General features: G+C 56.2%; 24 protein-coding genes. 14 read left to right on the top strand and 10 right to left on the bottom strand.

The genetic code is table 11. The features are described from left to right. Window positions 1-319 precede the first annotated feature (319 nt). Window positions 320-1,195, top strand: a complete 876-nt coding sequence (locus AC1XYH_RS03705; RefSeq protein ID WP_483325315.1) for an alpha/beta fold hydrolase — start codon at window positions 320-322, stop codon at window positions 1,193-1,195. Window positions 1,196-1,248: 53 nt separating this feature from the next. Here the strand turns inward: AC1XYH_RS03705 and AC1XYH_RS03700 are convergent, their stop codons facing one another. Further along, the gene (locus AC1XYH_RS03700) at window positions 1,249-2,097 is read right to left on the bottom strand and encodes an SDR family NAD(P)-dependent oxidoreductase (protein WP_483325314.1); all 849 of its coding nucleotides are present in this window, start codon (window positions 2,095-2,097) and stop codon (window positions 1,249-1,251) included. 234 nt (window positions 2,098-2,331) lie between these two features. Here AC1XYH_RS03700 and AC1XYH_RS03695 point away from each other — a divergent pair, with 234 nt between their 5' ends. Together AC1XYH_RS03695 and AC1XYH_RS03690 are read left to right on the top strand one after the other, a co-directional pair. Beyond that, the gene (locus AC1XYH_RS03695) at window positions 2,332-3,582 is read left to right on the top strand and encodes a transporter substrate-binding domain-containing protein (protein WP_483325313.1); all 1,251 of its coding nucleotides are present in this window, start codon (window positions 2,332-2,334) and stop codon (window positions 3,580-3,582) included. A gap of 5 nt (window positions 3,583-3,587) precedes the next feature. Beyond that, window positions 3,588-4,025: a PA0061/PA0062 family lipoprotein gene (locus AC1XYH_RS03690; protein ID WP_483325312.1), complete on the top strand. Its 438-nt coding sequence runs from the start codon at window positions 3,588-3,590 to the stop codon at window positions 4,023-4,025. Between the two features lie 212 nt (window positions 4,026-4,237). Here AC1XYH_RS03690 and AC1XYH_RS03685 read toward each other — a convergent pair whose 3' ends face one another. Then, on the bottom strand, window positions 4,238-5,020 hold the full coding sequence (locus AC1XYH_RS03685; RefSeq protein ID WP_483325311.1) for a hydroxypyruvate isomerase family protein: 783 nt from the start codon (window positions 5,018-5,020) through the stop codon (window positions 4,238-4,240). Window positions 5,021-5,184: 164 nt separating this feature from the next. Here AC1XYH_RS03685 and AC1XYH_RS03680 point away from each other — a divergent pair, with 164 nt between their 5' ends. Genes AC1XYH_RS03680 through phnE form a run of 4 tightly spaced genes read left to right on the top strand, consistent with a single transcriptional unit; the run spans window position 5,185 to window position 8,445 of the window. Beyond that, window positions 5,185-6,054 carry a putative selenate ABC transporter substrate-binding protein gene (locus tag AC1XYH_RS03680; RefSeq protein WP_483325310.1) on the top strand — a complete coding sequence of 290 codons (870 nt, stop codon included), beginning with the start codon at window positions 5,185-5,187 and terminating at the stop codon, window positions 6,052-6,054. Beyond that, window positions 6,051-6,857: a phosphonate ABC transporter ATP-binding protein gene (locus AC1XYH_RS03675; RefSeq protein WP_483325309.1), complete on the top strand. Its 807-nt coding sequence runs from the start codon at window positions 6,051-6,053 to the stop codon at window positions 6,855-6,857. The genes AC1XYH_RS03680 and AC1XYH_RS03675 overlap by 4 nt, the downstream gene beginning before the upstream one ends. After that, window positions 6,857-7,684 carry a PhnE/PtxC family ABC transporter permease gene (locus AC1XYH_RS03670; protein ID WP_483325308.1) on the top strand — a complete coding sequence of 276 codons (828 nt, stop codon included), beginning with the start codon at window positions 6,857-6,859 and terminating at the stop codon, window positions 7,682-7,684. The genes AC1XYH_RS03675 and AC1XYH_RS03670 overlap by 1 nt, the downstream gene beginning before the upstream one ends. Continuing rightward, a complete protein-coding gene (gene phnE, locus AC1XYH_RS03665; protein ID WP_483325307.1) occupies window positions 7,681-8,445 on the top strand; it encodes a phosphonate ABC transporter, permease protein PhnE in 765 nt (254 codons plus the stop codon). Before AC1XYH_RS03670 ends, phnE begins: the two co-directional genes overlap by 4 nt. A gap of 441 nt (window positions 8,446-8,886) precedes the next feature. On the opposite strand, the gene AC1XYH_RS03660 is transcribed toward phnE, so the two are convergent. Further along, window positions 8,887-9,192 (bottom strand): DUF2288 domain-containing protein, encoded by a 306-nt coding sequence (locus tag AC1XYH_RS03660; RefSeq protein WP_483325306.1) that lies wholly within the window; start codon window positions 9,190-9,192, stop codon window positions 8,887-8,889. 299 nt (window positions 9,193-9,491) lie between these two features. Between AC1XYH_RS03660 and AC1XYH_RS03655 the strand changes: the two genes are divergently transcribed. From AC1XYH_RS03655 to AC1XYH_RS03635, 5 genes are all read left to right on the top strand, one after another. Then, on the top strand, window positions 9,492-10,613 hold the full coding sequence (locus tag AC1XYH_RS03655; RefSeq protein WP_483326296.1) for a branched-chain amino acid ABC transporter substrate-binding protein: 1,122 nt from the start codon (window positions 9,492-9,494) through the stop codon (window positions 10,611-10,613). A gap of 109 nt (window positions 10,614-10,722) precedes the next feature. Then, window positions 10,723-11,649, top strand: a complete 927-nt coding sequence (gene livH / locus AC1XYH_RS03650) for a high-affinity branched-chain amino acid ABC transporter permease LivH (RefSeq protein ID WP_483325305.1) — start codon at window positions 10,723-10,725, stop codon at window positions 11,647-11,649. Continuing rightward, a complete protein-coding gene (locus tag AC1XYH_RS03645; RefSeq protein ID WP_483325304.1) occupies window positions 11,646-12,905 on the top strand; it encodes a high-affinity branched-chain amino acid ABC transporter permease LivM in 1,260 nt (419 codons plus the stop codon). The genes livH and AC1XYH_RS03645 overlap by 4 nt, the downstream gene beginning before the upstream one ends. Next, complete coding sequence (gene livG, locus AC1XYH_RS03640) at window positions 12,902-13,669, top strand: high-affinity branched-chain amino acid ABC transporter ATP-binding protein LivG (protein ID WP_483325303.1); 768 nt, start codon at window positions 12,902-12,904, stop codon at window positions 13,667-13,669. Before AC1XYH_RS03645 ends, livG begins: the two co-directional genes overlap by 4 nt. A 13-nt stretch (window positions 13,670-13,682) precedes the next feature. Continuing rightward, window positions 13,683-14,384: an ATP-binding cassette domain-containing protein gene (locus AC1XYH_RS03635; protein ID WP_483325302.1), complete on the top strand. Its 702-nt coding sequence runs from the start codon at window positions 13,683-13,685 to the stop codon at window positions 14,382-14,384. Between the two features lie 28 nt (window positions 14,385-14,412). Here AC1XYH_RS03635 and AC1XYH_RS03630 read toward each other — a convergent pair whose 3' ends face one another. Further along, window positions 14,413-15,063: a hypothetical protein gene (locus tag AC1XYH_RS03630; RefSeq protein ID WP_483325301.1), complete on the bottom strand. Its 651-nt coding sequence runs from the start codon at window positions 15,061-15,063 to the stop codon at window positions 14,413-14,415. 175 nt (window positions 15,064-15,238) lie between these two features. Here AC1XYH_RS03630 and AC1XYH_RS03625 point away from each other — a divergent pair, with 175 nt between their 5' ends. Both AC1XYH_RS03625 and AC1XYH_RS03620 read left to right on the top strand, forming a co-directional pair. Further along, window positions 15,239-15,796: an OmpA family protein gene (locus AC1XYH_RS03625; RefSeq protein WP_483325300.1), complete on the top strand. Its 558-nt coding sequence runs from the start codon at window positions 15,239-15,241 to the stop codon at window positions 15,794-15,796. Window positions 15,797-15,962: 166 nt separating this feature from the next. After that, a complete protein-coding gene (locus AC1XYH_RS03620; RefSeq protein ID WP_483325299.1) occupies window positions 15,963-17,312 on the top strand; it encodes a Na+/H+ antiporter NhaC family protein in 1,350 nt (449 codons plus the stop codon). A 33-nt stretch (window positions 17,313-17,345) separates the two neighbouring features. Here the strand turns inward: AC1XYH_RS03620 and AC1XYH_RS03615 are convergent, their stop codons facing one another. Genes AC1XYH_RS03615 through AC1XYH_RS03590 form a run of 6 tightly spaced genes read right to left on the bottom strand, consistent with a single transcriptional unit; the run spans window position 17,346 to window position 23,080 of the window. Further along, window positions 17,346-17,684 (bottom strand): Na+/H+ antiporter subunit G, encoded by a 339-nt coding sequence (locus tag AC1XYH_RS03615; protein ID WP_483325298.1) that lies wholly within the window; start codon window positions 17,682-17,684, stop codon window positions 17,346-17,348. Window positions 17,685-17,693: 9 nt separating this feature from the next. Then, complete coding sequence (locus AC1XYH_RS03610) at window positions 17,694-17,963, bottom strand: K+/H+ antiporter subunit F (RefSeq protein WP_483325297.1); 270 nt, start codon at window positions 17,961-17,963, stop codon at window positions 17,694-17,696. Next, window positions 17,948-18,454 (bottom strand): Na+/H+ antiporter subunit E, encoded by a 507-nt coding sequence (locus AC1XYH_RS03605; protein ID WP_483325296.1) that lies wholly within the window; start codon window positions 18,452-18,454, stop codon window positions 17,948-17,950. Before AC1XYH_RS03605 ends, AC1XYH_RS03610 begins: the two co-directional genes overlap by 16 nt. Then, complete coding sequence (locus AC1XYH_RS03600) at window positions 18,451-19,962, bottom strand: monovalent cation/H+ antiporter subunit D (protein WP_483325295.1); 1,512 nt, start codon at window positions 19,960-19,962, stop codon at window positions 18,451-18,453. Before AC1XYH_RS03600 ends, AC1XYH_RS03605 begins: the two co-directional genes overlap by 4 nt. Further along, window positions 19,962-20,288: a Na+/H+ antiporter subunit C gene (locus AC1XYH_RS03595; protein WP_483325294.1), complete on the bottom strand. Its 327-nt coding sequence runs from the start codon at window positions 20,286-20,288 to the stop codon at window positions 19,962-19,964. Before AC1XYH_RS03595 ends, AC1XYH_RS03600 begins: the two co-directional genes overlap by 1 nt. After that, window positions 20,288-23,080 (bottom strand): monovalent cation/H+ antiporter subunit A, encoded by a 2,793-nt coding sequence (locus tag AC1XYH_RS03590; protein WP_483325293.1) that lies wholly within the window; start codon window positions 23,078-23,080, stop codon window positions 20,288-20,290. The genes AC1XYH_RS03595 and AC1XYH_RS03590 overlap by 1 nt, the downstream gene beginning before the upstream one ends. Between the last annotated feature and the right edge of the window lie 53 nt (window positions 23,081-23,133).

The following is a 23,133-nucleotide window of genomic DNA, read 5'->3' as shown; positions in this document are numbered from 1 at the left end:
TACATCATCAAGCCAAAACCGAAACAGGAAACTCCATCTTCTTTCAACGTGCCTGCAGTGCTCGCTTGAAGATATAAGAGCGACGCTGCAACCATTTGCCCTCATCGCAGATAACCCCCTAAGCAGTATCGACCAGCGAGCGGCATAGTGCCAATAGCCGCGGCAAAGCACCCAATACTTGATCCTTTATTACATGCGCATGAACATTGGATGCACATTTACTCCATGCAACACCCCTGTAACCTCCCTCCGGTTAGCTGGTGTCATTTCCAAACCCGTGCGCTTAAACGCACGCCAACAGACTGACACCGAGGTGCTCATGTACGCTGAGAAAGCTGTTATTCGCGTGCACCGCGATTTGCAGGTGCACACCTGGTTTTACCCTAACCCTACGGCTGAATCGACGATCATTTTGGTCAACGGCTCGCTGGCCACCAGCGCCTCTTTTGGGCAGACGCTGCGGTACTTGCAGCCGCTGTTTAACGTGGTGCTGTTTGATCAGCCTTACAGCGGCCACTCGCGGGCCCACAACAGCAATCAGCTGCTGATTGGCAAAGAAGATGAGGCGCTGATTTTGTTAGACCTGATTGAGCATTTCCGTGCCGACCAGGTACTGTCTTTCTCGTGGGGCGGAGTGGCGACTATGCTGGCATTGGCCCAGCGACCTGATCGCATCAAGCGGGCGGTGATCACCTCTTTCTCGCCGATCATTAACCCGGCGATGCAAGACTACCTGTCACGCGGCAAGGCCTATCTTGCAGCGTGCGACCGTCAGCAGATCGGAAGCCTGATCAATGAGACCATCGGCGAGCACCTGCCGCCGCTATTTAAACGTTGTAACTTCCGTCATGTGAGCAGTTTGGATGAGCACGAGTACGCACAAATGTTGCTGCATATTCGTCAGGTACTGGAACTGGATAGCGGCCAGTACATGAATTGCGTCAGCAATATTGATATTCCGTTGCTGTTCGTCAACGGCACCTGGGACAAGTACACCAGCGCGGAAGATGCCCTGCGTTTCGGCGATCTGGCGCCACGGGCGGAGTTTGCCCGTATTGCTCACACCGGACATTTTCTGGATCTGGAGCACAAGACGGCTTGGCAGGACGCCAGGGCGGCGATTGAGCCGTTTGTATTGGGGGAGATTCAGCCGGTAGTACAAAAACGACACCATCGTCTGGCGATGGTTGGTTAAGCCAGCCACCTGCCGCTATTGATACGCATCAGAAGCGGCAGGTGGCAGCACAATCAAGGATTCATTGAATCAAACACGGTAGCTTCAGCGCTGGCCGCTTCGGCACGCAAGCCAATCAGCTGCTTGATCTTGCGGTGCGGGAACACATAGAACTGGTTGTTCTCAACCGCCTTGAGGGTTTGTTCGGCGATATCCGGCGCCTGAATCTTGCCCTTCTGAACCGCGGCTTTGGTCATTTCCGCGCGCTTGAGCATCATCTCGCTAGGCTTGATGGTATCCGCCATGTCAGCCGGACGGTTACGCTCGGAATCAGAGATGCCCGTTGGAAAAAACGCTGGGCAAAGGCAGGTTACGCCTACGTTCGCCTCAATATCACGCAGGTCAAGCGCCAGGGTTTCTGACAGGGCAACGACCGAATGCTTGGTGACGTTGTAAATCGACATGCTCGGACCATTCAACCAGCCAGCGGCAGAGGCGGTGTTAATGATGTGGCCTTCACCCTGCTCGATAAACATCGGGGTAAAGACTTTAACGCCCCACACCACGCCATACAGGTTGACGCCCATCACCCATTCCCAATCGGCAACGGTGTTTTCCCACGCTGGGCCGCCCACGCTTACGCCGGCGTTGTTGAAGATCAGATGCGCGGCGCCAAACTCGCTTTTGCATAGATCGGCGAAAGCCTGCACTTGCTCCAGCTTGGATACGTCGAGCCGCATGGTTGCTGCAGCGGTACCGGGATGTGCAGCTTCCACCACGCGCAGAGTTTCCTGCATGCCTGCCTCATCTACATCGCCCAGCACCAGCTTCATGCCGCGCGCAGCGCAGCACAGCGCAAACTCGCGACCCAAACCACTGCCGCCGCCGGTAATAGCCGCAACTTTGCCCTGTAAATCCTGCATGCCCTGCTCCTTTGAACCTGCGCTCAGCTTATGCGAGCGACAATGAATTATAACTAGGATGAATAGCATGCCTCGTTCACCCCACCCTAGACCAGTGCTATCGGTCGGGTTGATCTAGCCCAAGCAGTGCAATTTATAACGCTCGTCACATATTGAGATGAAGCTTGGCAAAACACCTTCTGTTCTGTTGGTTATGTCCTATAGTCAGCACATCAAAGCTGCTGGACAACAATCATGTTAGGACGTCTGTGGTTAGCATTTGCTTTCGCCCTACCTTTGACCGCTCACACTGCGCCACTGCGTTTGAATACGGATATTTTACCGCCATACCAAGTGCAGGAAGGCGACCGCCTGACGGGCAGCTCTATCAATGCATTAGCCTGTATATTTGAAGCATCAGATCGGGACTACGAGATCAGAGTGCTGCCTTGGCAACGCGCTGTACGTGAGGTGAGCCAGGGTAAGGCCGAGGGCTTTTTCTCAGCTACAAGAATGAACAATGCCAGTGATTTTGCCACCCTCTCGGCACCGTTGGCACTGGAGAAGTGGTACTGGTACAGCAACAGCACAGAGCGGCCTCCAGCTTTCGGTGCCGCTAACAGCCTGCGTATCGGCGGAGTCCGTGGCAGTAACCAAGTGGATTGGTTATTGCAGCATGGCTACTCGGTCGACCCGCTGGTGACCAATACTGCGCAGTTGCTGCAGTTGCTTAAGCGCGGCCGCATAGATGCCTTTCTTGCGGACCAGCAAACGCTACGCATAGAGATGACACAGCAACCCCTCGATTCACGCCCGCTCAATGCCCATTTTCAGCAGTACACCACATTGGGTGTCTACTTCTCCAATTCGCTGCTAATCCGCGAACCCGCTTTTCTTGAGCAATTTAACCGGCAGGTTTTTCAGTGCATTCCGGAAATAGGCGTACTACAGGTCGAGGAGCGCGCGCGCCTGCAGCACCTGTACGACACACTTTTCGATAACTGGCGCCGTGAGCCAATGTTGATACAGGCAGTACTGCAACAAAACAAAGCCCACACCGGCATATCTTTAAGTCGCATCCATGCACTCGACAATCAATGGCAGCAAGAACAGCAGCAAACCGAGCAGCCACTGATAAACAGCGTGCACAGTAATGCTTTATCGCCCTGGCTCACGCAGCAACAAGCCATCTACAAAGGCCTAGTTAGCGAGATAATAGTGACTGATCAACATGGCTTAAACATCGCCACCAGCGAAACCACTACCGACTACTGGCAAGGTGACGAGGCCAAGTTTGCCGAGCCTTTCTTCGCAAGCGAAGATAAGCCTTATATGGGCCCTTTGAGTTACGATCAGTCAACCCAGCGCTATCAGGTGCATATCAGCAACACCGTGCGCAATCCCAGCAACGGCGAAGTGATTGGCGTGCTTATTCTGGGCATTGATATAGAACGTGCTTTAAAGATGGAAGACAGTCTTTTTACTAAAGAAGCGATTAAACAATGAGCCACATGAGTTACCTTCTAAACGCCAGCTTAATAGCACTCGCGCTGGCGACCAGTGCCTGCTCCCCGGTGCCGCAAAAGCCGCTGGAAAGCGGCATGGTGCGCGTCAATTTGGCTGCCGATGTGGGCAACGATGTTAAGGCCTACCGTGTGGATGGCGAGCTCATCCAAAGCATTCGCTTCGGCGACATCAGCCCTGGCACACACAATCTTCAGGTACGTTATCACTTCGAGGTGCCGGGCGGCGCCGGCAGCGGCGGCCTGTTTGATGCCAACTTTCGCACGTGCGTGATGGAGGTGGATTACGACAACTTCACCGCCGGCATGCAGTATTTATTCAAACTAGAGCGACGTGGCTGGCGAAGCGCCGGTGGTTTGTACGATCAACAGACTCAAGAGAAGGTTGCTACAGCTGAAGAGGTGCGATGTGGGCCGGGCATGTAGCTGGGCGGTATAGAATCCAGCCCTCCAGGTAACGCGTTGTGTTTTTTAGAAGGTCGAGCTCCATCTCGACCAGCGTGGTACCCGACGACGACGCTGGCCGGGATAGGTTCCAGCTTTCCACCACAGCGTGTGGGTTAAGCGATACCGCGCTAACCCACAGAGTTCGGCGTAAAAATCCAGCGACTATTAGCCACTTTTCAGCGCCCCGCAACCTAACCAGCTTCACGCCAGTCGGCCATCCACGCCAAATCATCATCCGTCTCGGCACGATACTCCGCAGCCAACCACCCCTCATATCCTGCCTTTTCAAGCGCCATCAAGGCAGCAGCAAAATCCATCTCACCTGAGCCGGGTGCGCCGCGTCCGGGGCAATCAGCGAACTGCACGTGACCAATACGACCGGACAGCCGTTGCACGCTATGCGTCAAATCTTCATCCATCCGCGCCATGTGATAAAAATCCAGCTGCGCCGATAGGTTGGGATGGTCGACCCGCGCAAGCATCTCAGCGAGCTCCGCCGAACCGGCAAGCAAAAAGTCCGGCATATCCAATCGGTTGATAGCTTCACACACCACGCCAATACCCAGGGGAGCAAAGGCCTCCGCCGCCATGTTCAGGTTAGTAGCCAGTGTCGCTAATGCAGCTTCTCGCTCGACGCCCGCAGCCAACTTACCCGGCAACACGTTTACCTTTTCCGGCCGCAACACCTGCGCGTACTCCACGGCCAATTGCAGGGCGCTAGCAAACTCCGTCTCGCGGCCTGCAACGCCGGCCAACCCTGGCCCGCCCGTCATCAAATCCCCGGCGGGCAAGTTGAACAGCACCAGCGGCATGGCGTGACGCTCCAACTCGGCGCGCAACTGGATAGCCGGCAACGCATAGGGAAACTGCAACTCCACACCATCGAATCCTGCCTTGGCAGAAGCGCCAACCCGCTCAATCAGCGGTAATTGAGCAAATAGTAGCGACAGGTTAGCGGCCAATTTCCAGCGCATGGATGAAGCTCCTCAAGGTAAACCAACGAGTGTAATCCAGCTTGCGACAAGGCTAAACGTTTCAGGGCTTCGCCTGTGCGCGCTTTTTCTTTACACTTGCCGCCACGCACCGCTCGGCCACGACAGCCGACTGGTAGTCTTCCGCTATTGAACCGGAGTAATACATGTCGACGATCAAACGCCCCTTGGCTGTGCTGGCGGGCCTGTGCCTGTCTGTTGCCACCCTTTTCTCCACCGCCGCTATGGCCGAAACCACCGAGCTGCGCGTCTCCGCTATCCCTGACGAAGCACCCACAGAGCTGATGCGTAAATTCGAGCCGCTAGGCAAGTATCTCGAAGAGCAAATTGGCATACCTGTGACCTTCCAACCGGTTTCCGATTACGCCGGCGTGGTTGAAGCCCTCGGCGCCAAGCGTCTGGACATGGCCTGGTTGGGTGGTTTCACTTATGTGCAGGCAAAACTGCGCACCGGCGATGCTATCCCGCTGGTTCAGCGCGAGCAGGACGAAGTATTCACCAGCACGTTCATCACCGCCGACCCTGAGGTGAAAACCCACGCTGACCTTAAAGGCAAAAGCTTCGCCTTCGGTTCAGTGTCCTCTACTTCTGGCCACCTGATGCCGCGCTACTTTCTGCAGCAAGACGGCATTGATGCTGACACCTTCTTCAGCCGTGTGGGCTTCTCTGGCGCACATGACGCGACCGTAGCCTGGGTTGAATCCGGCAAGGTTGACGCTGGCGTGCTCAACTCCTCGGTATGGGAAAAGCTAATCGAGGAAGATAAGGTTAATACCGACAAGGTACGCGTTTGCGCTGTAACCCCTACCTACTACGACTACAACTGGACCGTACGCGGTGGTCTGGAGCCTGAACTGGTCGAAAAGATCAAAGCAGCCTTCCTGGCACTTGATCCTGCCAACCCAGAGCACAAGGCGATCCTGGATTTGCAACGCGCTTCACGCTTTGTACCCACCAGTGCCGAGAACTACCAAGGCATCGAAGAAGCCGCGCGTGCTGCTGGCCTGCTTGAGTGAGCATCAACCTGAACGGGGTGGGTTATATCCACCCCAACGGGATGCGCGCGCTAAAGGATATCAATCTCAGTATTGCTGCTGACGAGCAAGTCGCCATCATCGGCTCCTCCGGCGCGGGTAAAACCACGCTGCTGAAGTTGCTGGCGACTAGCTTGCTGGCTTCCTCCGGCGACATTCAGTTACTACAGCACAACCCTGCGCAACTGCGTGCGAGCACCTTACGACGCCTACGCAGCCGTATTGGCCTGATCCATCAAAGCCCTCCCCTGCCACCTCGCCAACGCGTGGTAACTGCCGTACTGGCTGGCCGACTGGGACAATGGACGCTGGGCCGCGCGTGCTTGTCGTTGTGTTATCCGAGCGATATCGAAGGCGCGCGCGCCGAACTGTCTCAACTGGATCTGGCAGACAAGCTGTTCGCCCGCTGCGATCAATTATCCGGTGGTCAGCAGCAACGGATCGGCATCGCCCGCGTGCTCTACCAACAGCCCGACCTGATGCTTGCAGACGAACCTGTCTCCGCGATGGACCCGGTACTGGCAGAGCACACGCTCAGCGTGCTCGGGAGTATTGCCCGCGAGCGCGGTGTGCCGCTGATAGCCAGCTTGCACGCGGTCGAATTGGCGCTGCGGCATTTCCCAAGAGTGATTGGTTTGCGCGCTGGCGAGGTGTTGTTCGACAAAGCTGCCGATGCAGTCAGCCAACAGGATCTGGATGCGCTCTATGTGAACATCGGCCTCAGCGACACAGCGCAGCAACCCGCCGCAGCCATTGCCAACAGCCTACCCAACCGATGTCTGTGATGAGCTCCCGCGCGCGTTGGCAAGATCCCGCCGCCACACCTCGCGCATTATTAACCCTAGCGCTGCTGATATTGCTCTGGCCCGGTCTGCAACTGACCGAGTTTCGGCCACAGATTCTGTTCAACGCGCAAAACCGTGAGGTCATGGGCCGTTTTCTGGCTGGCTTTTGGCCGCCGGAAACCAGCGCCGACTTTTTGCTCTTGCTTGGCCGCGCCACGCTCGAAACGCTCGCAATGGCGACCGCAGGTTTGGTACTGGCGCTGCTTTTGGCCATCCCACTTAGCCTGATCGCCACGCGCGCGCTATCCATTTCCAAGTTACTGAGCGGCACACCCAGTTGGGCTGGTCGGTTTTTGCGCTACCCCGTACGCCTGGTGCTGGTGGTGCTACGCAGCATTCCGGAGATTGTCTGGGCGCTACTATTCGTGCGCGCCGTAGGCTTGGGCCCGACGGCGGGCGTGCTGGCTATCGCCATCACCTACAGCGGCATGCTCGGCAAGGTTTACGCCGAGATTTATGAATCCGTCGACCCGCAACCCACCCGCGCGCTGCTGCAAAGTGGCAGCTCTCGGCTAGCTGCGTTCCTGTACGGCGTGCTACCTAATGCCGCACAGGAATTGACGTCCTACACCCTGTATCGTTGGGAATGCGCGGTGCGTGCCTCAGTGATCATGGGGTTCGTCGGTGCTGGCGGGCTGGGCCAGATGATTGATCTGTCGATTCGTATGTTCGCCGGTGGCGAAGTGGTGAGCATACTGCTGACCTTCCTGCTGCTGGTGCTGGTAGCAGACCAAATCAGCCTGCAATTGCGCCGGAGACTGGCATGAGACCGACACTCAGCGCAGCGTTCTGGTTGCTGGCTATCATCGCTTCGGTCGTGGCTTCCTTTGCATACCTGCAGCTAGATTTCGTCAGCCTGTTCAGCAGCGACAGCCGCGTACAGATGCTCGATTACGCCACCTCCTTCTTCCCACCCAACACCTCACCCGCCTGGCTGAGCAAGCTATGGCAAGGCTCGTTGGAAACCTTGGCAATATCCGCCATTGGCACTTTGCTGGCAGCGCTCTTTGGCGCAGCATTCAGCCTTCTAGCGGCAGGCCGTTTGGGCGGCGTGGCCAAAGCCATCTGCCGGCTGCTGCTCAATGCTCTGCGTTCTGTACCTGAACTAGTCTGGGCGGCTCTGATGGTTTTGGCTGCCGGGCTCGGCCCCTTCGCCGGCACCCTAGCCATTGCCCTGCACACCACAGGTGTACTCGGCCGGCTCTTTGCCGAAGCGCTGGAAAACACCCCACCCGAACCCGCCAACGCCTTGCGCGCAGCAGGCGCCTCTGCCACCACCGCCTTCCTATACGGCACCCTGCCCGGGGTGATCCCGCAGTGGCTTGCATACACGCTGTATCGCTGGGAAAACAACATTCGCATGGCGGCGGTGTTGGGCTTTGTTGGTGCTGGCGGTTTAGGCCAAATGCTCCACGTCACGCTCAGTCTGTTTCAGCAGTCCAAGGCGATGAGTGTGATTTTGGCTATGTTGGTGATGGTGTTGGTGGTGGATGCGTTGAGTGGGTGGTTGAGGGCGAGGTTGGGTTAGGCCTGGGGCACAAACAAGGGTAGGCAGCGCGCACCACTGGACGCGGAGCGTACAAAGCGGCATTCCCACGCTGGAGCGTGGGAACGATCGCAATCACAGTTTTCTTTTTCGTTTCGGCCACTTCACGACAATGCTACGCGGACCATCCAGTCCCATCTGAGCGGGCGAGTAGCGCAGAGCTGTCGGGAGAAAGACGTGTGCGGTGTCTGAGCGAAGCGAGTTTGCGCGCGTCCCCGGCAGCTTGAGCAACGCAGCGAACCCAAAGGGCCGCGCAGCTGGGTGCCCTGGGGGATCGCTAAGGGGGCATGGGCAAGCATGCCCCCTTAGCTCGCCTAGTGGCGAAACCGGTCCCAAACCAGATATCAGTGTCTGAGTGACCAACAGTCAAAAAGCTAGCCGAATAAAGCTATCTTTAAAACATACTTGCGGGCAAAAAATGGGTCAACTTTTATTCCGCTCCTGCACCAAAACCCAAGGCCGAATCACCACCGCCCACAAGTTACGGGGCTCCCGCTCCGCCCAATCCCCTGCCTGCGCATCAGTCGCCAATTGCAGCTGTTTGGCATCCATCCAGCCTTTAATCTGCTCACCGTTGTCTTCCATCATGGCCGCAGCCGCCTGCACCAAATCCAACTCAGGCGCGACCACCAGCAAATCGCCACGGGCAAAGTGGGGTTCAAGGGTTTTCCATTCAATATTACCGGTGGCACCAAGGATGGCCGCGTAAGCTTCTTCAGACAGGGGCATCGGAGTAAGTCCTTTCATCTATCAAAGGCTTGCATGGTAGCGAGCTGTAGCTGACATGCAAGAAATCGTCGGCAATGTCGCCAAAAACAGCCTACTCTGTCATTTGGTATGTCGCCATACAGACACAATGTTGCAGTTAACGGACATTGACTGACAAATCGACAACGGTCGATTCCCTGTACCGATGGGGGTTGCTAAACTGCGCCGGTACAGTTCCGATCAGGCTGTGAATCCATAATAAACCGGAACGAGCCAAGACTACTTCGGCATAACAACACAAGTGAGCAGATGATATGAAAATGGCACATAAGAAAGCACTTTCCCAGATTATCACCGCTGCGGCGCTGGTCGGCTTCAGCGGCTATTCGCTAGCCGCCGACACCATCAAAATCGCGCTGGCCGGCCCGGTCACTGGCCCAGTCGCGCAATACGGTGATATGCAGTTCATTGGTGCCAAAATGGCCATTGAGCAGATCAACCAAGCTGGCGGCGTCAACGGCAGCCAACTTGAGGGCGTCGTTTTTGATGATGCCTGCGATCCTAAACAAGCCGTTGCGGTTGCCAACCGCATCGTCAACGATGACATTCGATTCGTCGTTGGTCACCTCTGCTCCAGCTCTACCCAGCCTGCTTCCGACATTTATGAAGATGAAGGCATCCTGATGGTCACTGCGGCCTCTACTAGCCCGGAAATCACCGAGCGCGGCTATAAGTTGCTGTTCCGCACTATCGGTCTGGACAGCCTGCAAGGCCCGACTGCTGGCAAATACATCGCCGAACAGATCAAGCCGAAGAAAGTGGCGGTCATCCACGACAAGCAGCAGTACGGTGAAGGCATCGCGACTGCAGTACGCGACGTACTGACCGAAGCTGGCATCGACGTGCCTCTGTTTGAAGGCGTCACCGCCGGTGACAAAGACTTCTCCGCGCTGATCGCCAAGCTTCGCCAAGCCAACGTCGACTTCGTTTATTACGGCGGCTACCACCCGGAGCTAGGTCTGATTCTGCGTCAATCATCCGAACAAGGCCTGGACGTGCGCTTCATGGGGCCTGAAGGCGTAGGCAACACGGATATTTCTGCGATTGCTGGCGAAGCTTCCGAAGGTCTGCTGGTCACCTTGCCCAAGGCCTTTGATGAAGATCCCAAGAACGCCGATCTGGTAGAAGCCTTCAAAGCCAAAAACGAGGACCCGTCCGGCCCGTTCGTCTTCCCTGCCTATGCAGCGGTTCAAGTCATTGCCGATGGCATCAAGCTAGCTGGCAGCGCTGATACCGAGGCGGTTGCTGAGGCATTGCGCAGCAATAGCTTCGACACGCCCACCGGCACCCTCGCTTTCGACGAAAAAGGCGACCTGAAAGACTTCAACTTCGTTGTCTATGAATGGCACGCTGACGCTAGCAAAACCGCACTAACTGAGTAAGTGAACTGACTCCGGGCCTGTCCAACCTAGTTGGCAGGCCCGGTCTTTTTTGTTGATGCCAGTCTTTGCGGACCTGCATTGCTCCTCTTGTATTTTCGGTGTCGTGGCTATGCCAGAGTCCCTCTATTATTTTCTTCAACAGTTGCTGAACGGCCTTACCGTCGGCAGCACCTATGCCCTGATCGCCATTGGCTACACCATGGTTTATGGCATCATCGGTATGATCAACTTCGCCCACGGCGAAATTTATATGATCGGTAGCTATATCGCCTTTATCGTCATTGCCGCACTGGCAATGTTCGGAATTGAGTCGGTACCGCTGCTGATTTTTGCTGCCTTCGCGATCAGCATGCTGGTCACGAGTGCCTACGGCTACAGTATCGAGCGTGTCGCCTACCGCCCGCTGCGTGGCGGCAACCGCCTGATCCCGCTCATTTCAGCGATCGGCATGTCTATCTTTCTACAAAACCTGGTGCGCATCGCCCAAGGCTCGCGTGATATCGCCATGCCCACCCTGGTAACCGGCGGTATTGATATCGGTCCGCAGGATGCCTTTCATGCCAGCTTGTCTTATATGCAAATGATCATTTTTGCAGTGACGCTGATCAGCATGGTTTTGCTTACCCTGTTCATCTCTCGCTCGCGTATGGGCCGCGCCTGCCGCGCCTGTGCTGAAGACTTGAAGATGACCAACCTATTAGGCATCAATACCAACGGCATCATCGCGCTGACCTTCGTCATCGGCGCAGCGTTGGCAGCCATTGCTGGTGTGTTGCTAGGCATGTACTACGGCGTAATTAATCCATACATCGGCTTCATGGCCGGCCTCAAAGCCTTCACCGCTGCGGTACTTGGCGGTATTGGCAGCATTCCCGGCGCGGTACTGGGTGGCCTGCTACTCGGCGTTACCGAGGCCATTACCGCCGGCTACTTCAGTACTGAATACAAAGACGTCGTCTCCTTCGGCCTGCTGATTCTTATTCTCCTGTTCCGCCCCAGTGGCATTCTTGGCCGCCCGGAGGTGGAAAAAGTATGATTCGTACCAATCTAAAACCGGCGGTAATTTCCGCCGTTGTGGTGGTGGTCCTATCCGGCCTGTTGATGGGGGTTCGGCTAAATCAGGACGGCACCAACCTGACGCTAGTCGGCGCTGGCCCTGATGTGTATTGGAAAATCGCCATCGCCGCCGCTTTCATATTCTTCTACAACCTGTTCCGCGACCATCTGGCAGCCCTGTGGAAAGCCATGCCTGGCATGCCAAAGACCCCAACCCATCTGATTGAGGCAAGCAAAAAGCCCATTCTTCGGCGGCTGTTCTGGTGCTTTTTGATTGCCCTGGCGATTCTCTGGCCGTTTATTTCAAACCGTGGCGGTACCGATCTGGCGACCCTGGTGTTGATTTACGTGATGCTCGGCTTGGGCTTGAACATCGTGGTCGGCCTGGCCGGCCTGCTGGATTTGGGTTACGTCGGTTTCTACGCGGTCGGCGCCTATGGTTACGCGCTGCTGGCGATGTATTTCGATGTTGGCTTCTGGACCGGCCTGATTTCTGCCGGCTGCCTGGCAGCGTTGTTCGGCTTTCTGCTGGGCTTTCCGGTGCTGCGCTTGCGCGGCGACTATCTGGCCATCGTGACGCTAGGCTTTGGCGAAATCATCCGCATCCTGCTCAACAACATGACTTGGCTAACCAACGGCCCGAATGGCATTGGCGGCATTCCCAAGCCAACTTTGTTCGGCTTGGAATTCAGCCGTAAGGCCAGTGAGGGTATGCAGACGTTTCATGAGTTTGTGGGGATTGACTACAGCTCCGAGCACCGGGTGATGTTCCTGTATCTGCTCGCACTACTGCTGGTGTTGATCACCCTATTTGTGATCAACCGCCTACTGCGCATGCCCATTGGCCGCGCGTGGGAAGCCCTGCGTGAAGATGAAATTGCTTGCCGTGCGCTAGGTATCAACCCAACTTCAGTGAAACTTGGCGCTTTCACCATTGGTGCCAGCTTCGCCGGTTTTGCTGGCTGCTTCTTTGCCGCGCGACAGGGCTTCATCAGTCCGGAATCCTTCACCTTTATCGAGTCTGCCATCATCCTCGCCATCGTGGTGTTGGGCGGTATGGGCTCGCAGATTGGCATCATTTTGGCCGCCATCATTATGACCATCTTGCCGGAGCTGGCCCGCGAATTTAACGAGTACCGCATGTTGCTGTTTGGGTTGATGATGGTCTTGATGATGATCTGGCGCCCGCAGGGACTGCTACCCATGAACCGCCCGCACCTGGAGTTGCGCACATGAGCCGCCCGTTATTAGAAGTATCCGGGCTGACCATGCGCTTTGGCGGCCTGCTAGCCGTCGACGGGGTGCAACTCAGCGTACAGCCTGGCCAGATCGTTTCGATGATTGGCCCTAACGGCGCCGGCAAAACCACGGTATTCAATTGCCTGACCGGTTTCTACAAGCCCAGTGGCGGCAAAATCATTTTCGATGGTCGTGAAATACAAGGCTTACCCGGCTTCAAGGTGGCGCGCCGCGGTATGATCCGCACCTTCCAGCATGTTCGTCTGTTCAGCGAGATGACCGTCGTCGAAAATTTGTTGGTGGCCCAGCATCAACACATGAATACCAGCATGCTGGCTGGCCTGTTCAAGACGCCGAGTTACCGCCGTAGCGAACGCGAGGCGATGGAGCGCGCTGCGTATTGGTTGGAGCGAACCAACCTGCACGAGTTCGCCAATCGGCCCGCTAATACTATGTCTTATGGCCAACAACGCCGTCTGGAAATCGCCCGCTGCATGGTCACTCAGCCCAAACTACTGATGCTGGACGAGCCCGCCGCCGGCCTCAACCCACGGGAAACCGATGACCTCAAAGCACTGATTGCCGAGCTGCGCGATAACCATGAGTTAACCGTGTTGCTGATCGAGCACGACATGAAGCTGGTGATGAGCATTTCCGATCAGATCGTAGTGATCAACCAGGGACGCCCGCTGGCCGCTGGCACGCCGGACCAGATCAAGCAAAATCCAGACGTTATCAAAGCCTACCTGGGTGAAACCTGAGGAATTGCCAGCCATGCTGTACATGAAAAACGTATCGACCCACTACGGCAAGATCCAGGCGCTGCATGAAGTAAACCTGGAGGTTCAACGCGGCGAAATCGTTACTTTGATCGGTGCCAACGGCGCTGGCAAAACCACCCTGCTGATGACTCTCTGTGGTGATCCGCGCGCCACCACCGGCAGCATTCGTTATGAAGGTGATGAGCTGACCGGACTGACTACCGCTGAAATCATGCGCAAGGATATCGCCATTGTGCCGGAAGGCCGACGCGTATTCTCACGCCTCACGGTAGAAGAAAACCTCAGCATGGGTGCTTTTTTCACCAAGAAGGAAGAGCAGCAGGAACAGCTGGACACCACCCTGACGCTGTTTCCACGCTTGAAAGAACGCTACCAGCAACGCGCGGGCACCATGTCCGGTGGCGAGCAGCAAATGCTGGCGATTGGTCGCGCACTGATGAGCAAGCCACGTCTGCTGTTATTGGACGAACCTTCGCTCGGCTTGGCGCCGATCATTATCCAGCAGATTTTCGACATCATCGAGCAGCTACGCCAACAGGGCGTGACCGTCTTCCTGGTAGAACAAAATGCCAATCAGGCGCTCAAGCTAGCAGATCGTGGCTATGTAATGGAGCATGGGCACATCGTTCTGCAGGACAGCGGCGACGCGCTACTGGCCAATGAAGATGTGCGCAAAGCCTATCTCGGCGGCTAACAATTGGGCTTGAAAGGCCTACAGGTTATCAAGGCGCCGTCTGGCGCCCTTGATAAGCACAGCCTGTGAAACGCTCACCATCGACCAACAAAGTGGCGCTCATATGAAAGTAGTCACCTGTAACCAGGTCCTGGCAGGCTTGCGGATACAACCATAATTCCAGTTCATCACCCTGCAGACTCCGCGCGTTTAGCGAACCATCAGCTGACTGTTCCGTTACTACCGGTTGCGCAGGATATCCCCGCTCTGCGTCACTGCGTGTCAAACCATTGGCGGCCAGAGCAACGCGCCAAGCGGGCTTGTATTGCAGCGCAATCCACTGCGCGCCATCACCGCTGTGGTCGCTACAGCCGCGCCCCTGGGACTGCATGCGCAATACCTCACCGGAGGTAATTCGCTCGGAACGATCAACCTGCCCAAGCATGTCGACAAAGATAACCCGTTGCCCCGGCTGGGCGGCCTTTGCAAACACCTCATTCAATGAATTACTGGCGTTTACCGGTTGAGCGTGATCACTCCCACACTGAGTCAATACAAAAGCGTCGCCTCTGTGCTCCAGCAAACCACTCAGGCGTTGCTGAGGACCACTCCAGGTATCGCGCAAAAGGCTACAGCCGGAGACCAGCAACACTATTGCAATCAGGGGGATGCGCGTGGTATTTAGTGTAAAAGGTCTCAATTTGTGAACTCCATTGCGTAAATGAGGGTGAAGCCGCCAAAATCATGACGTACGGCTGATCACAAATGCGATTTGCGGTGGTACTCTATGCCACATTCACCCGCATGCGATTCATTTTGGCGGGTTTGGTTCCCAAACGTTGTCTGGTTAGAAAAACTATGTTGGAAGCACAATAATGAAGATGATTTCTGCCGCACTACTCAGCACCGTAGCACTCACCATTACGGCCTGCTCATCCAACAAGCCCGCTCCACCGCCGCCGCCGCCAGAAGCAACGCCATGGGCTCAATCGCATATGGCAGAGCTGACCGCCATCGCGCTAGAGGAACGCTACGAGATTCATAATACCGGTGAAGAGATTCTTCTGGTGATCCCGGTACGAGACAACTTCCACCCCAAGCGCACGCTGCTGCTGCCATCAGGCTTGGTTCCGCTGTCACGCGTTGCCAAGGTGCTGCGTACAGCAACCGACAGCAATATCGCGGTAACAGGCTTCAGTGACAGCGTAGGCGCGGACGATACCAACCAGCAATTGAGCATGGAGCGCGCCCAAGCGGTTGCCAGTGTGCTGCAACTTGGTGGGGTACGCCGTCACAACATGCAGTTGAAGAGTCTCGGCGAAGAGCAACCCCGCGCTGATAATAATACCGAAGCAGGCCGCGATCTGAATCGCCGTATAGAAATCGCGATCACACCACGTCAGTCAGTTTCCAGTCTCGCGCTAGCTCCCTGATTCAACGCGTTCTTACAGCCTCCTGAGCGATTCATCGCCCAGGAGGTTATTCCTCTGCTTGCTACCCGCGCCCTGCGGGCATCTCCGCCATCCGGCTGCTAGAATAGCGACTAATTCCGTCATGCGTGGCTGACGGTTACCCGTATTCAACCAAAAGCGATTTCCCATGGCCCCTATTCCGCAGGCACCCAGAGCTGTCGCTCTGTTGCCGCTCCTGCTGTTTTTGCTCATTTTTCTCGGCAGTGGCATCTATTACACCCTACAGGGTACCGAGTTTGCCTTTTATCAAATTAAGGCGCCGGTAGCTATTCTGCCGGGAATCATCCTGGCCATGCTGCTGACCCAACGTAGCTATCGCGAGAGCCTGACAACCTTTATCGACGGTATTGGCGATCGCAACATCATTACCATGGCACTGGTTTTTCTGTTGGCTGGTGCCTTCTCCAGCGTCGCTAAAGCGATTGGTGGGGTGGATGCTACCGTCAACCTGGGCTTGAGCATTCTCCCGCCCAGCATGGTACTGCCGGGGTTATTTGTGATCGCCGTATTCATTTCGACCGCCATGGGCACTTCTATGGGCACCATAGGCGCGCTGATCCCCATTGCGTTGGGTTTTGCCGAGGCTACGGGGCTGTCGATTCCGCTGGCGGCTGGTGCGGTTATCGGTGGCGCCATGGCCGGCGACAACCTATCGATCATCTCGGATACCACCATTGCCGCAACCCGCACCCAAGGTGTAGCAATGCGCGACAAGTTCAAACTCAATTTAATGATTGCCCTGCCCGCCATGCTACTGACCCTAGTGGTGCTGTTTGTCCTGGGCGACAGCAGCAACGCCGCGCCAGCCGGAGATTACAACGCCTGGCTGGTACTGCCTTACCTAGTGGTGTTAGCGCTGGCCTTAAGCGGGCTGGATGTGATGATCGTGCTGATGGCGGGCATCGTTCTTTCTGGCATCACCGGGCTGCTAATCAAACCGGATTACGCGCTGGCGACCTACGGTAATGATATTTATCAGGGCTTTGCCGGAATGCTGGAAATCATGGTCCTGTCGATGCTGATTGGTGGTTTATCAGCCATCATGAAGCAGGAAGGTGGGCTGGACTGGCTGCGCTTGCGCATTCAGGCATTGACCTCCCGCACCAGCAAACCCGGTCGGCGCAGCGGGGAGACCGGCATCGCCGGGCTGGTCGGTCTGACTAACCTGTTTGTCGCCAACAACACTGTCGCTATCATCATCAGCGGCAGCGTTGCCAAGGATTTGGCCGAGCACTATGCGGTTGATCCACGGCGCAGTGCCAGCCTACTGGATATTTTTTCCTGCGTGGTGCAAGGCCTCATCCCGTATGGAGCGCAGATACTCTTGGCCGGCTCTTTGGCCGCGTTATCTCCGCTAGCACTGATCAGCCAGGTTCATTATTGCTGGTTATTGGGCTTGATGGCCGTACTGGCCATTGTATTTGGCTTTCCGCGGATCAAACCGAGCGCGCCAGCGCCAGAGCAGGAAGCCCTGTAACAGGGGCGACGACGCTACCGGTTAGCTTCTTGATTACTGATCCCAGGGCTCGCCACGGGTTCTGGGTTCACGGCGTAGCTTTTCATGCATGGCCGCTTTGGCCAGCATGTGCGCACTGACTGGCGCGGTAAGAAACAGGAACAAGGTAATCAGCAGTTCGTGCAAGCTGGGCTCACCGGACTTTTGCGAGAAATACAGCATGGAGCCCACTACCAGCGCGCCCACGCCCAGAGTGGTAGCCTTGGTCGGCCCATGCAAGCGCATAAAGAAATCGGGTAGCTTCACCAGCCCAATAGAACCGATCAGGGCAAACAGGCTGCCAATCAGTAACAGCGCCGCGATAACCCACTCGACCCAACTTGATTCACTCATAACGACCTCTTACTCAATGATGTTGCCGCGCATCAGGTGCTTGGCAATCGCAACAGTGCTCACGAACCCCATCACCGCAATCAATAGCGCCGCTTCAAAAAATAGATTCGAATCCAGATAGAGCCCAAACAACATAATCACGGCTATGCCGTTGATGTAGAGCGTATCCATGGCCAGTATCCGATCCGGCAAATCTGGCCCTTTGATCAGCCGCACAAACGTCAGAATCAACGCCACGCTCATAATCCCAAGGCAAAAAATAATCACCGTTTGGAGCATTCGAACACCTCCTTAAGCGGCTGCTCATAGCGACGGCGGATGTGCTCAATCAAAGCCTGCTCATCATCCACGTCCAGCCCATGAATCAGCAGTGTTTTGCGATCTGCACTGATATCAGCTGAGACCGTGCCTGGTGTCAGCGAAATAGTGCTCGCCAGTACACTGATGGAAAATTCGTGCTCCAGAGTCAGCGGAAACAAAACAAAGGCAGGCCGAAGCTCACGGCGTGGGCCGAGAATTAACTTGGCGACCTGCAAATTGGCCACCACTATGTCGATTAACACCCGACAGACAAACAGAAACAAACGATCTACTCGACAAGCACGTGGCGGGTTAGGCCAAAAGACGTTGGTCATCCACGGTATCAGACAGGCCAATATGGCGCCCATGATGAGACTGCCTGCTGACACCTGGTTCATCAGCAACTGCCAGCCAATAAGCATAGAGAGGCTCAACCACGGGTGCGGCAACACGCGCTTCAGCAGGCTCATGGGCTTGCCTCCGTTGCAGTGGGAAACACCGCATCTATATAGTTTTGCGGCTGGAGTAGCTGGTCTGCAGTGGCGGCCAGATAGGTGAGCACCGGCTCGGCAAATACCACTAGCAGAGGACTGGCCAGTAGCAACAGCAGCACCGCGGTCATACGCAGAGCATCAAGCGGCTCAGCCGACGCACTGACCTCGGTTTGACGCCAAAACAGCGTGGTTCCAGCCCGGCTAAGCGCAATGAGGGCCAGCAGACCGCTACCCAGTACGACTGGATACAACCAGGCGGCCAGATGGCCCGTACCCGCCGCGCTGAGTAACAGCAGCTTGCCGATGAAGCCCGACAGCGGCGGCATACCGACAATCGACATCGCCGCTAGAAAGAAGATACCGCCCAGTAACATCGGGTACGGCAGCGCCGGACCAGCAACCAGCCGAGCGGCAAAGCGTGGCCCGCGCACGCGCTGCAGTACGCCAGAAAACAAAAACAGCGCGCCGGTTATCCAGGTCGAATGCATTAGATAGAACAAGGTCGCGCGCAATGCCTCGGGAGTACCAATCGCCAGCCCCGCTAACATGGTGCCTACCGACAGCACTACCAGGTAAGCCACCAGGCCAGTCAGGGTGGCTGCGGCTAGCGAGCCGATGGCACCCAGCGCCAAGGTCATCAACGCCAAAGGCCAGAGCCAATCATTAACCATGTGCGCTAAGGTATTGGCCTGCTCACCAAAGATCAGCGTGTACACACGCAATATTGAATACAGCCCTACCTTGGTCATGATGGCGAACAGCGCTGCCACGGGCGCGCTGGCAGAGGAATAGGCTCGCGGCAGCCAGAAGTACAGCGGAAATATGGCTGTTTTCAAACCAAACACCACCAGCAGTAGCATCCCAGCAGCGCCTACCAAGGGCTGATCTTCAGCCGACAACTGACCGACCCGCACGGCCAGATCGGCCATGTTTAGGGTGCCCAACACCCCATACAGAGTGCCTACCGCAATCAGGAATAACGCCGACCCAGTCAGGTTAAGCAGGACGTAATGTAGTCCCGCGCGAACCCGCGCCGAACCGGCCCCATGCAACAGCAATGCATAGGAAGAAATCAGCAAAATCTCAAAGAAAACAAATAGGTTAAATAAGTCACCGGTAAGGAAGGCGCCGGTAATGCCCATCAGCTGAAACTGAAACAGCGGATGAAAGTTGCGTCCAGCTGCATCGTCTCCGCGTATGGCATACAGCAATGCGCAGAATGCCAGTACCGCCGTGATCAGCAGCATCAAGGCGCTGAGCCGGTCCACTACCAACACGATACCGAACGGCGGCATCCAGTTTCCCAGCGCATAAACCAAGGTCCCTTCGCTTGCACGCAGCAACAACAATATTGACAAAGGGATCTGCAGGAAGGTCGCAATTAGCCCGACTCCCCGCTTGAAGTCCATGCTACCGCGCAGCAACAACAGCACTGCGCCCACAATCATGGGTAACAGTACCGGCAGGATTGGCAGATGACTCATCAACGGTCTCCCTTGCCATCAACGTGGTCACTGTCCAACTCACCTTGGGCGCGCAGCGATAGCACCAACGCAAAAGCGGTCATCGCAAAGCCGATTACGATGGCGGTGAGCACCAGCGCTTGCGGTAGCGGGTCTGCGTAATCGACATGCTCTCCAAGCACCGCTGGCACTGCCTCGTCGATACGCCCCATGGAAAACAGAAACAAGTTAACCGCATAACCGATCAACGTAAGCCCTACCACCACAGGGAAGGTGCGGGCGCGCAGCAGCAGGAATACCCCACAACTGGTCAGCAAGCCAATGAGCAACGCGAACATCAGCTCCATTAGAAATCTCCCCTTCGCAGCGGCACCTTGGACAACTTGCCCAGGTTCGCGAGTATCAACAAAGTAGCACCGACCACAGTCAGATAGACCCCCAGATCAAACAGCATGGCAGTCGCCAGCTCGACGTCACCCACCAGTGGAATATAGAAATGGTCGAAGGCGCTGGTCAGGAAGGGATAACCAAACAACCAGCTGCCAGCACCGGTAGCTGCTGCGATCAACACGCCCGAAGCTGCCAGGTAATGGTAATTCACCGGCCAACGCTCGGATGTCCACTCTTCGCCGCTGGCAACATACTGCAGAATCAGCGCTACAGCGGTAATCAGGCCGGCAATGAAGCCGCCGCCCGGCAAATTGTGTCCGCGCAGGAAGATGAACACCGAGATCAGCAACGCCAACGGCAGCAACACCCGCGACAGGTTCACCAACATAAGTTGCTCGCTGCGTGTCGCCCAAGGCTTGCCAAGACTATCGCCGCCGGGCAAACGTAATCGCAAGCCATCGATCAGCGCGTAAATACCGATGGCAGCAACTGCCAGCACGGTGATTTCGCCCAAGGTATCGAAGCCACGGAAATCAACCAAAATCACATTGACGACGTTAGTGCCGCCACCGCCGCTAAGACTGTTTTCCAAGAAAAACCCGGCAATACTGTCATAGGGCCGTGTCATCACCGCAAAAGCCAGCGCTGCCACCAACAGGCCACTCATTAACGCCAGCAACAGGTCGCGCCCACGGCGTAATAAAGAAGACTCGCGTGGCGTACGCGCTGGCAGGAAGAATAACGACAGCATTAGCAGCACTATGGTGACCACTTCGACCGATATCTGCGTCAAGGCCAGATCCGGCGCGGCGAAACGAGCAAACGCCAAGACCACGCCCAAGCCCACTACGCTGAGCATGGTCAAGGAAACCAGCCGCTGCCGGTGCCAGAACACTGTCGCCAAGGCAGCTACGGCCATGATGAGGGTAACGGCCAGGCTAGTACCATCAATCGACGACATAGCTACGTCACCACGCAAACTTGGCAGTTTAAACAGCCAGTAACCGCTGACCACTAGCGCTGAGCCCAGCAAAAACGTGAGGTAACGCTGTAACGAAGCATTCTCCAGCATCAGCGTGAACTGACCGGCGCCACGCACCATAGACTGAATCATGCGTTCGAAAACCAGCTTGGCATCCAGCTCTCGCTGGCGCTCGTACCAGGCAAACAGAGGCGCACGTGCGGCGTAAACCAGAACACCCACCACCAGTGCCACAAAGCTCATCATCAGCGGCAAGTTGAAACCGTGCCAGATCGCCAAACTGTATTCCGGCAAGGCGCCGCCAACTGTCGCTTGCGCTGCGACGGAAAGCAGACCTGCAACCGTCAGGCCAGGAGCCAAACCAACCATAAGACACATGGCCACGAGAATTTCTACCGGCACCTTCATATAGCGCGGCGGCTCATGCGGCGGGTACTTGGGCAGGTTGACCGGTTTGCCGTTGAAAAACACATCGTGGATAAAGCGCAGCGAGTAGGCGACAGAGAACACCCCGCCCAAAGTCGCACCCAGCGGAATCAGCCAGCTGAAACTACCAAGCATGTGTTGCTCCAGAGTCTCGCTGAAGAACATCTCCTTGCTCAGAAAGCCGTTGAGCAGCGGTACACCGGCCATTGCCGAGGCGGCTACCATCGCCAGGGTGGCGGTGTGCGGCATAAAGCGCAACAGGCCATTAATCCGCCGCATATCACGCGTACCCGTTTCGTGATCGATGATGCCGGCGGCCATGAACAAGGACGCTTTGAACGTCGCATGGTTGATGATGTGGAACACCGCCGCCACTGCGGCCAAGGGAGTATTTAAACCAAACAGCAGCGTAATCAAGCCCAGATGACTAATCGTCGAATAGGCCAGCAAGCCCTTGAGATCGTGCTGAAATAACGCCGTACAGGCCCCCACCAACAGCGTGGCCATGCCGGCACTGCTAACCAAATAGAACCACAGGTCAGTATCGGCCAGCGCCGGATAAAGCCGCGCCAGCAAAAATACCCCAGCCTTGACCATGGTCGCAGAATGCAGGTACGCCGACACCGGGGTAGGCGCCGCCATAGCGTGGGGCAACCAGAAATGGAAGGGGAACTGCGCCGACTTGGTAAACACCCCAAGCAACACCAGTATCAGCATCACCGGGTATAGCGCGTGTCCGCGCAGCAAATCGCCTGCAGCGAGTACATCCGTCAGCTGGTAGCTGCCTACCACTTGGCCAATCAGCAACACGCCTGCCAGCAACGCCAGACCGCCAGCGCCGGTCACCGCCAAAGCCATGCGCGCGCCCTTGCGGGCATCTGTAGAGTGCGACCAGTAACCGATCAACAAGAAGGATGACAGGCTAGTCATCTCCCAGAAGAACATCATTAGCAGCAGATTTTCCGATAGCACCACACCCAGCATTGCTGACATAAACAGCAGCAAGTAGGCAAAAAAACGACCCATCGGGTCGTTTTTAGCAAGGTAATAGCGCGCGTAGAGAATCACTAGCAGGCCAATACCTAAAATCATCAACGCAAACAGAAAACTCAGACCATCCAGGCGGAAACTGATGTGCAAACCGAGCAGGTCGAGCCAACGCCAAGTTTGTACCAGCGTTTCACCGGCAAATACTGCCGGCGCCTGTTGCCACAACAGCACCATGCCGATGACCGGCGCCAACATAGTCATGCTGGCACAAAGCGAGCGGCCATGATTACTAAACAATAACGGCAGCAGACTGCCGATCAGTGGAAGGATGACGATAAGCGCCAAGGTCATGCAGGACTCACTCCATCTATGGCCAAGAAGGCTATTACCGGTATTTCCGCGCT

The organism is Pseudomonas sp. GW-45 (genome assembly GCF_056896675.1).
Note: the sequence above shows the minus strand (reverse complement) of the source record. Positions and strands in the feature narration are given on the sequence as shown.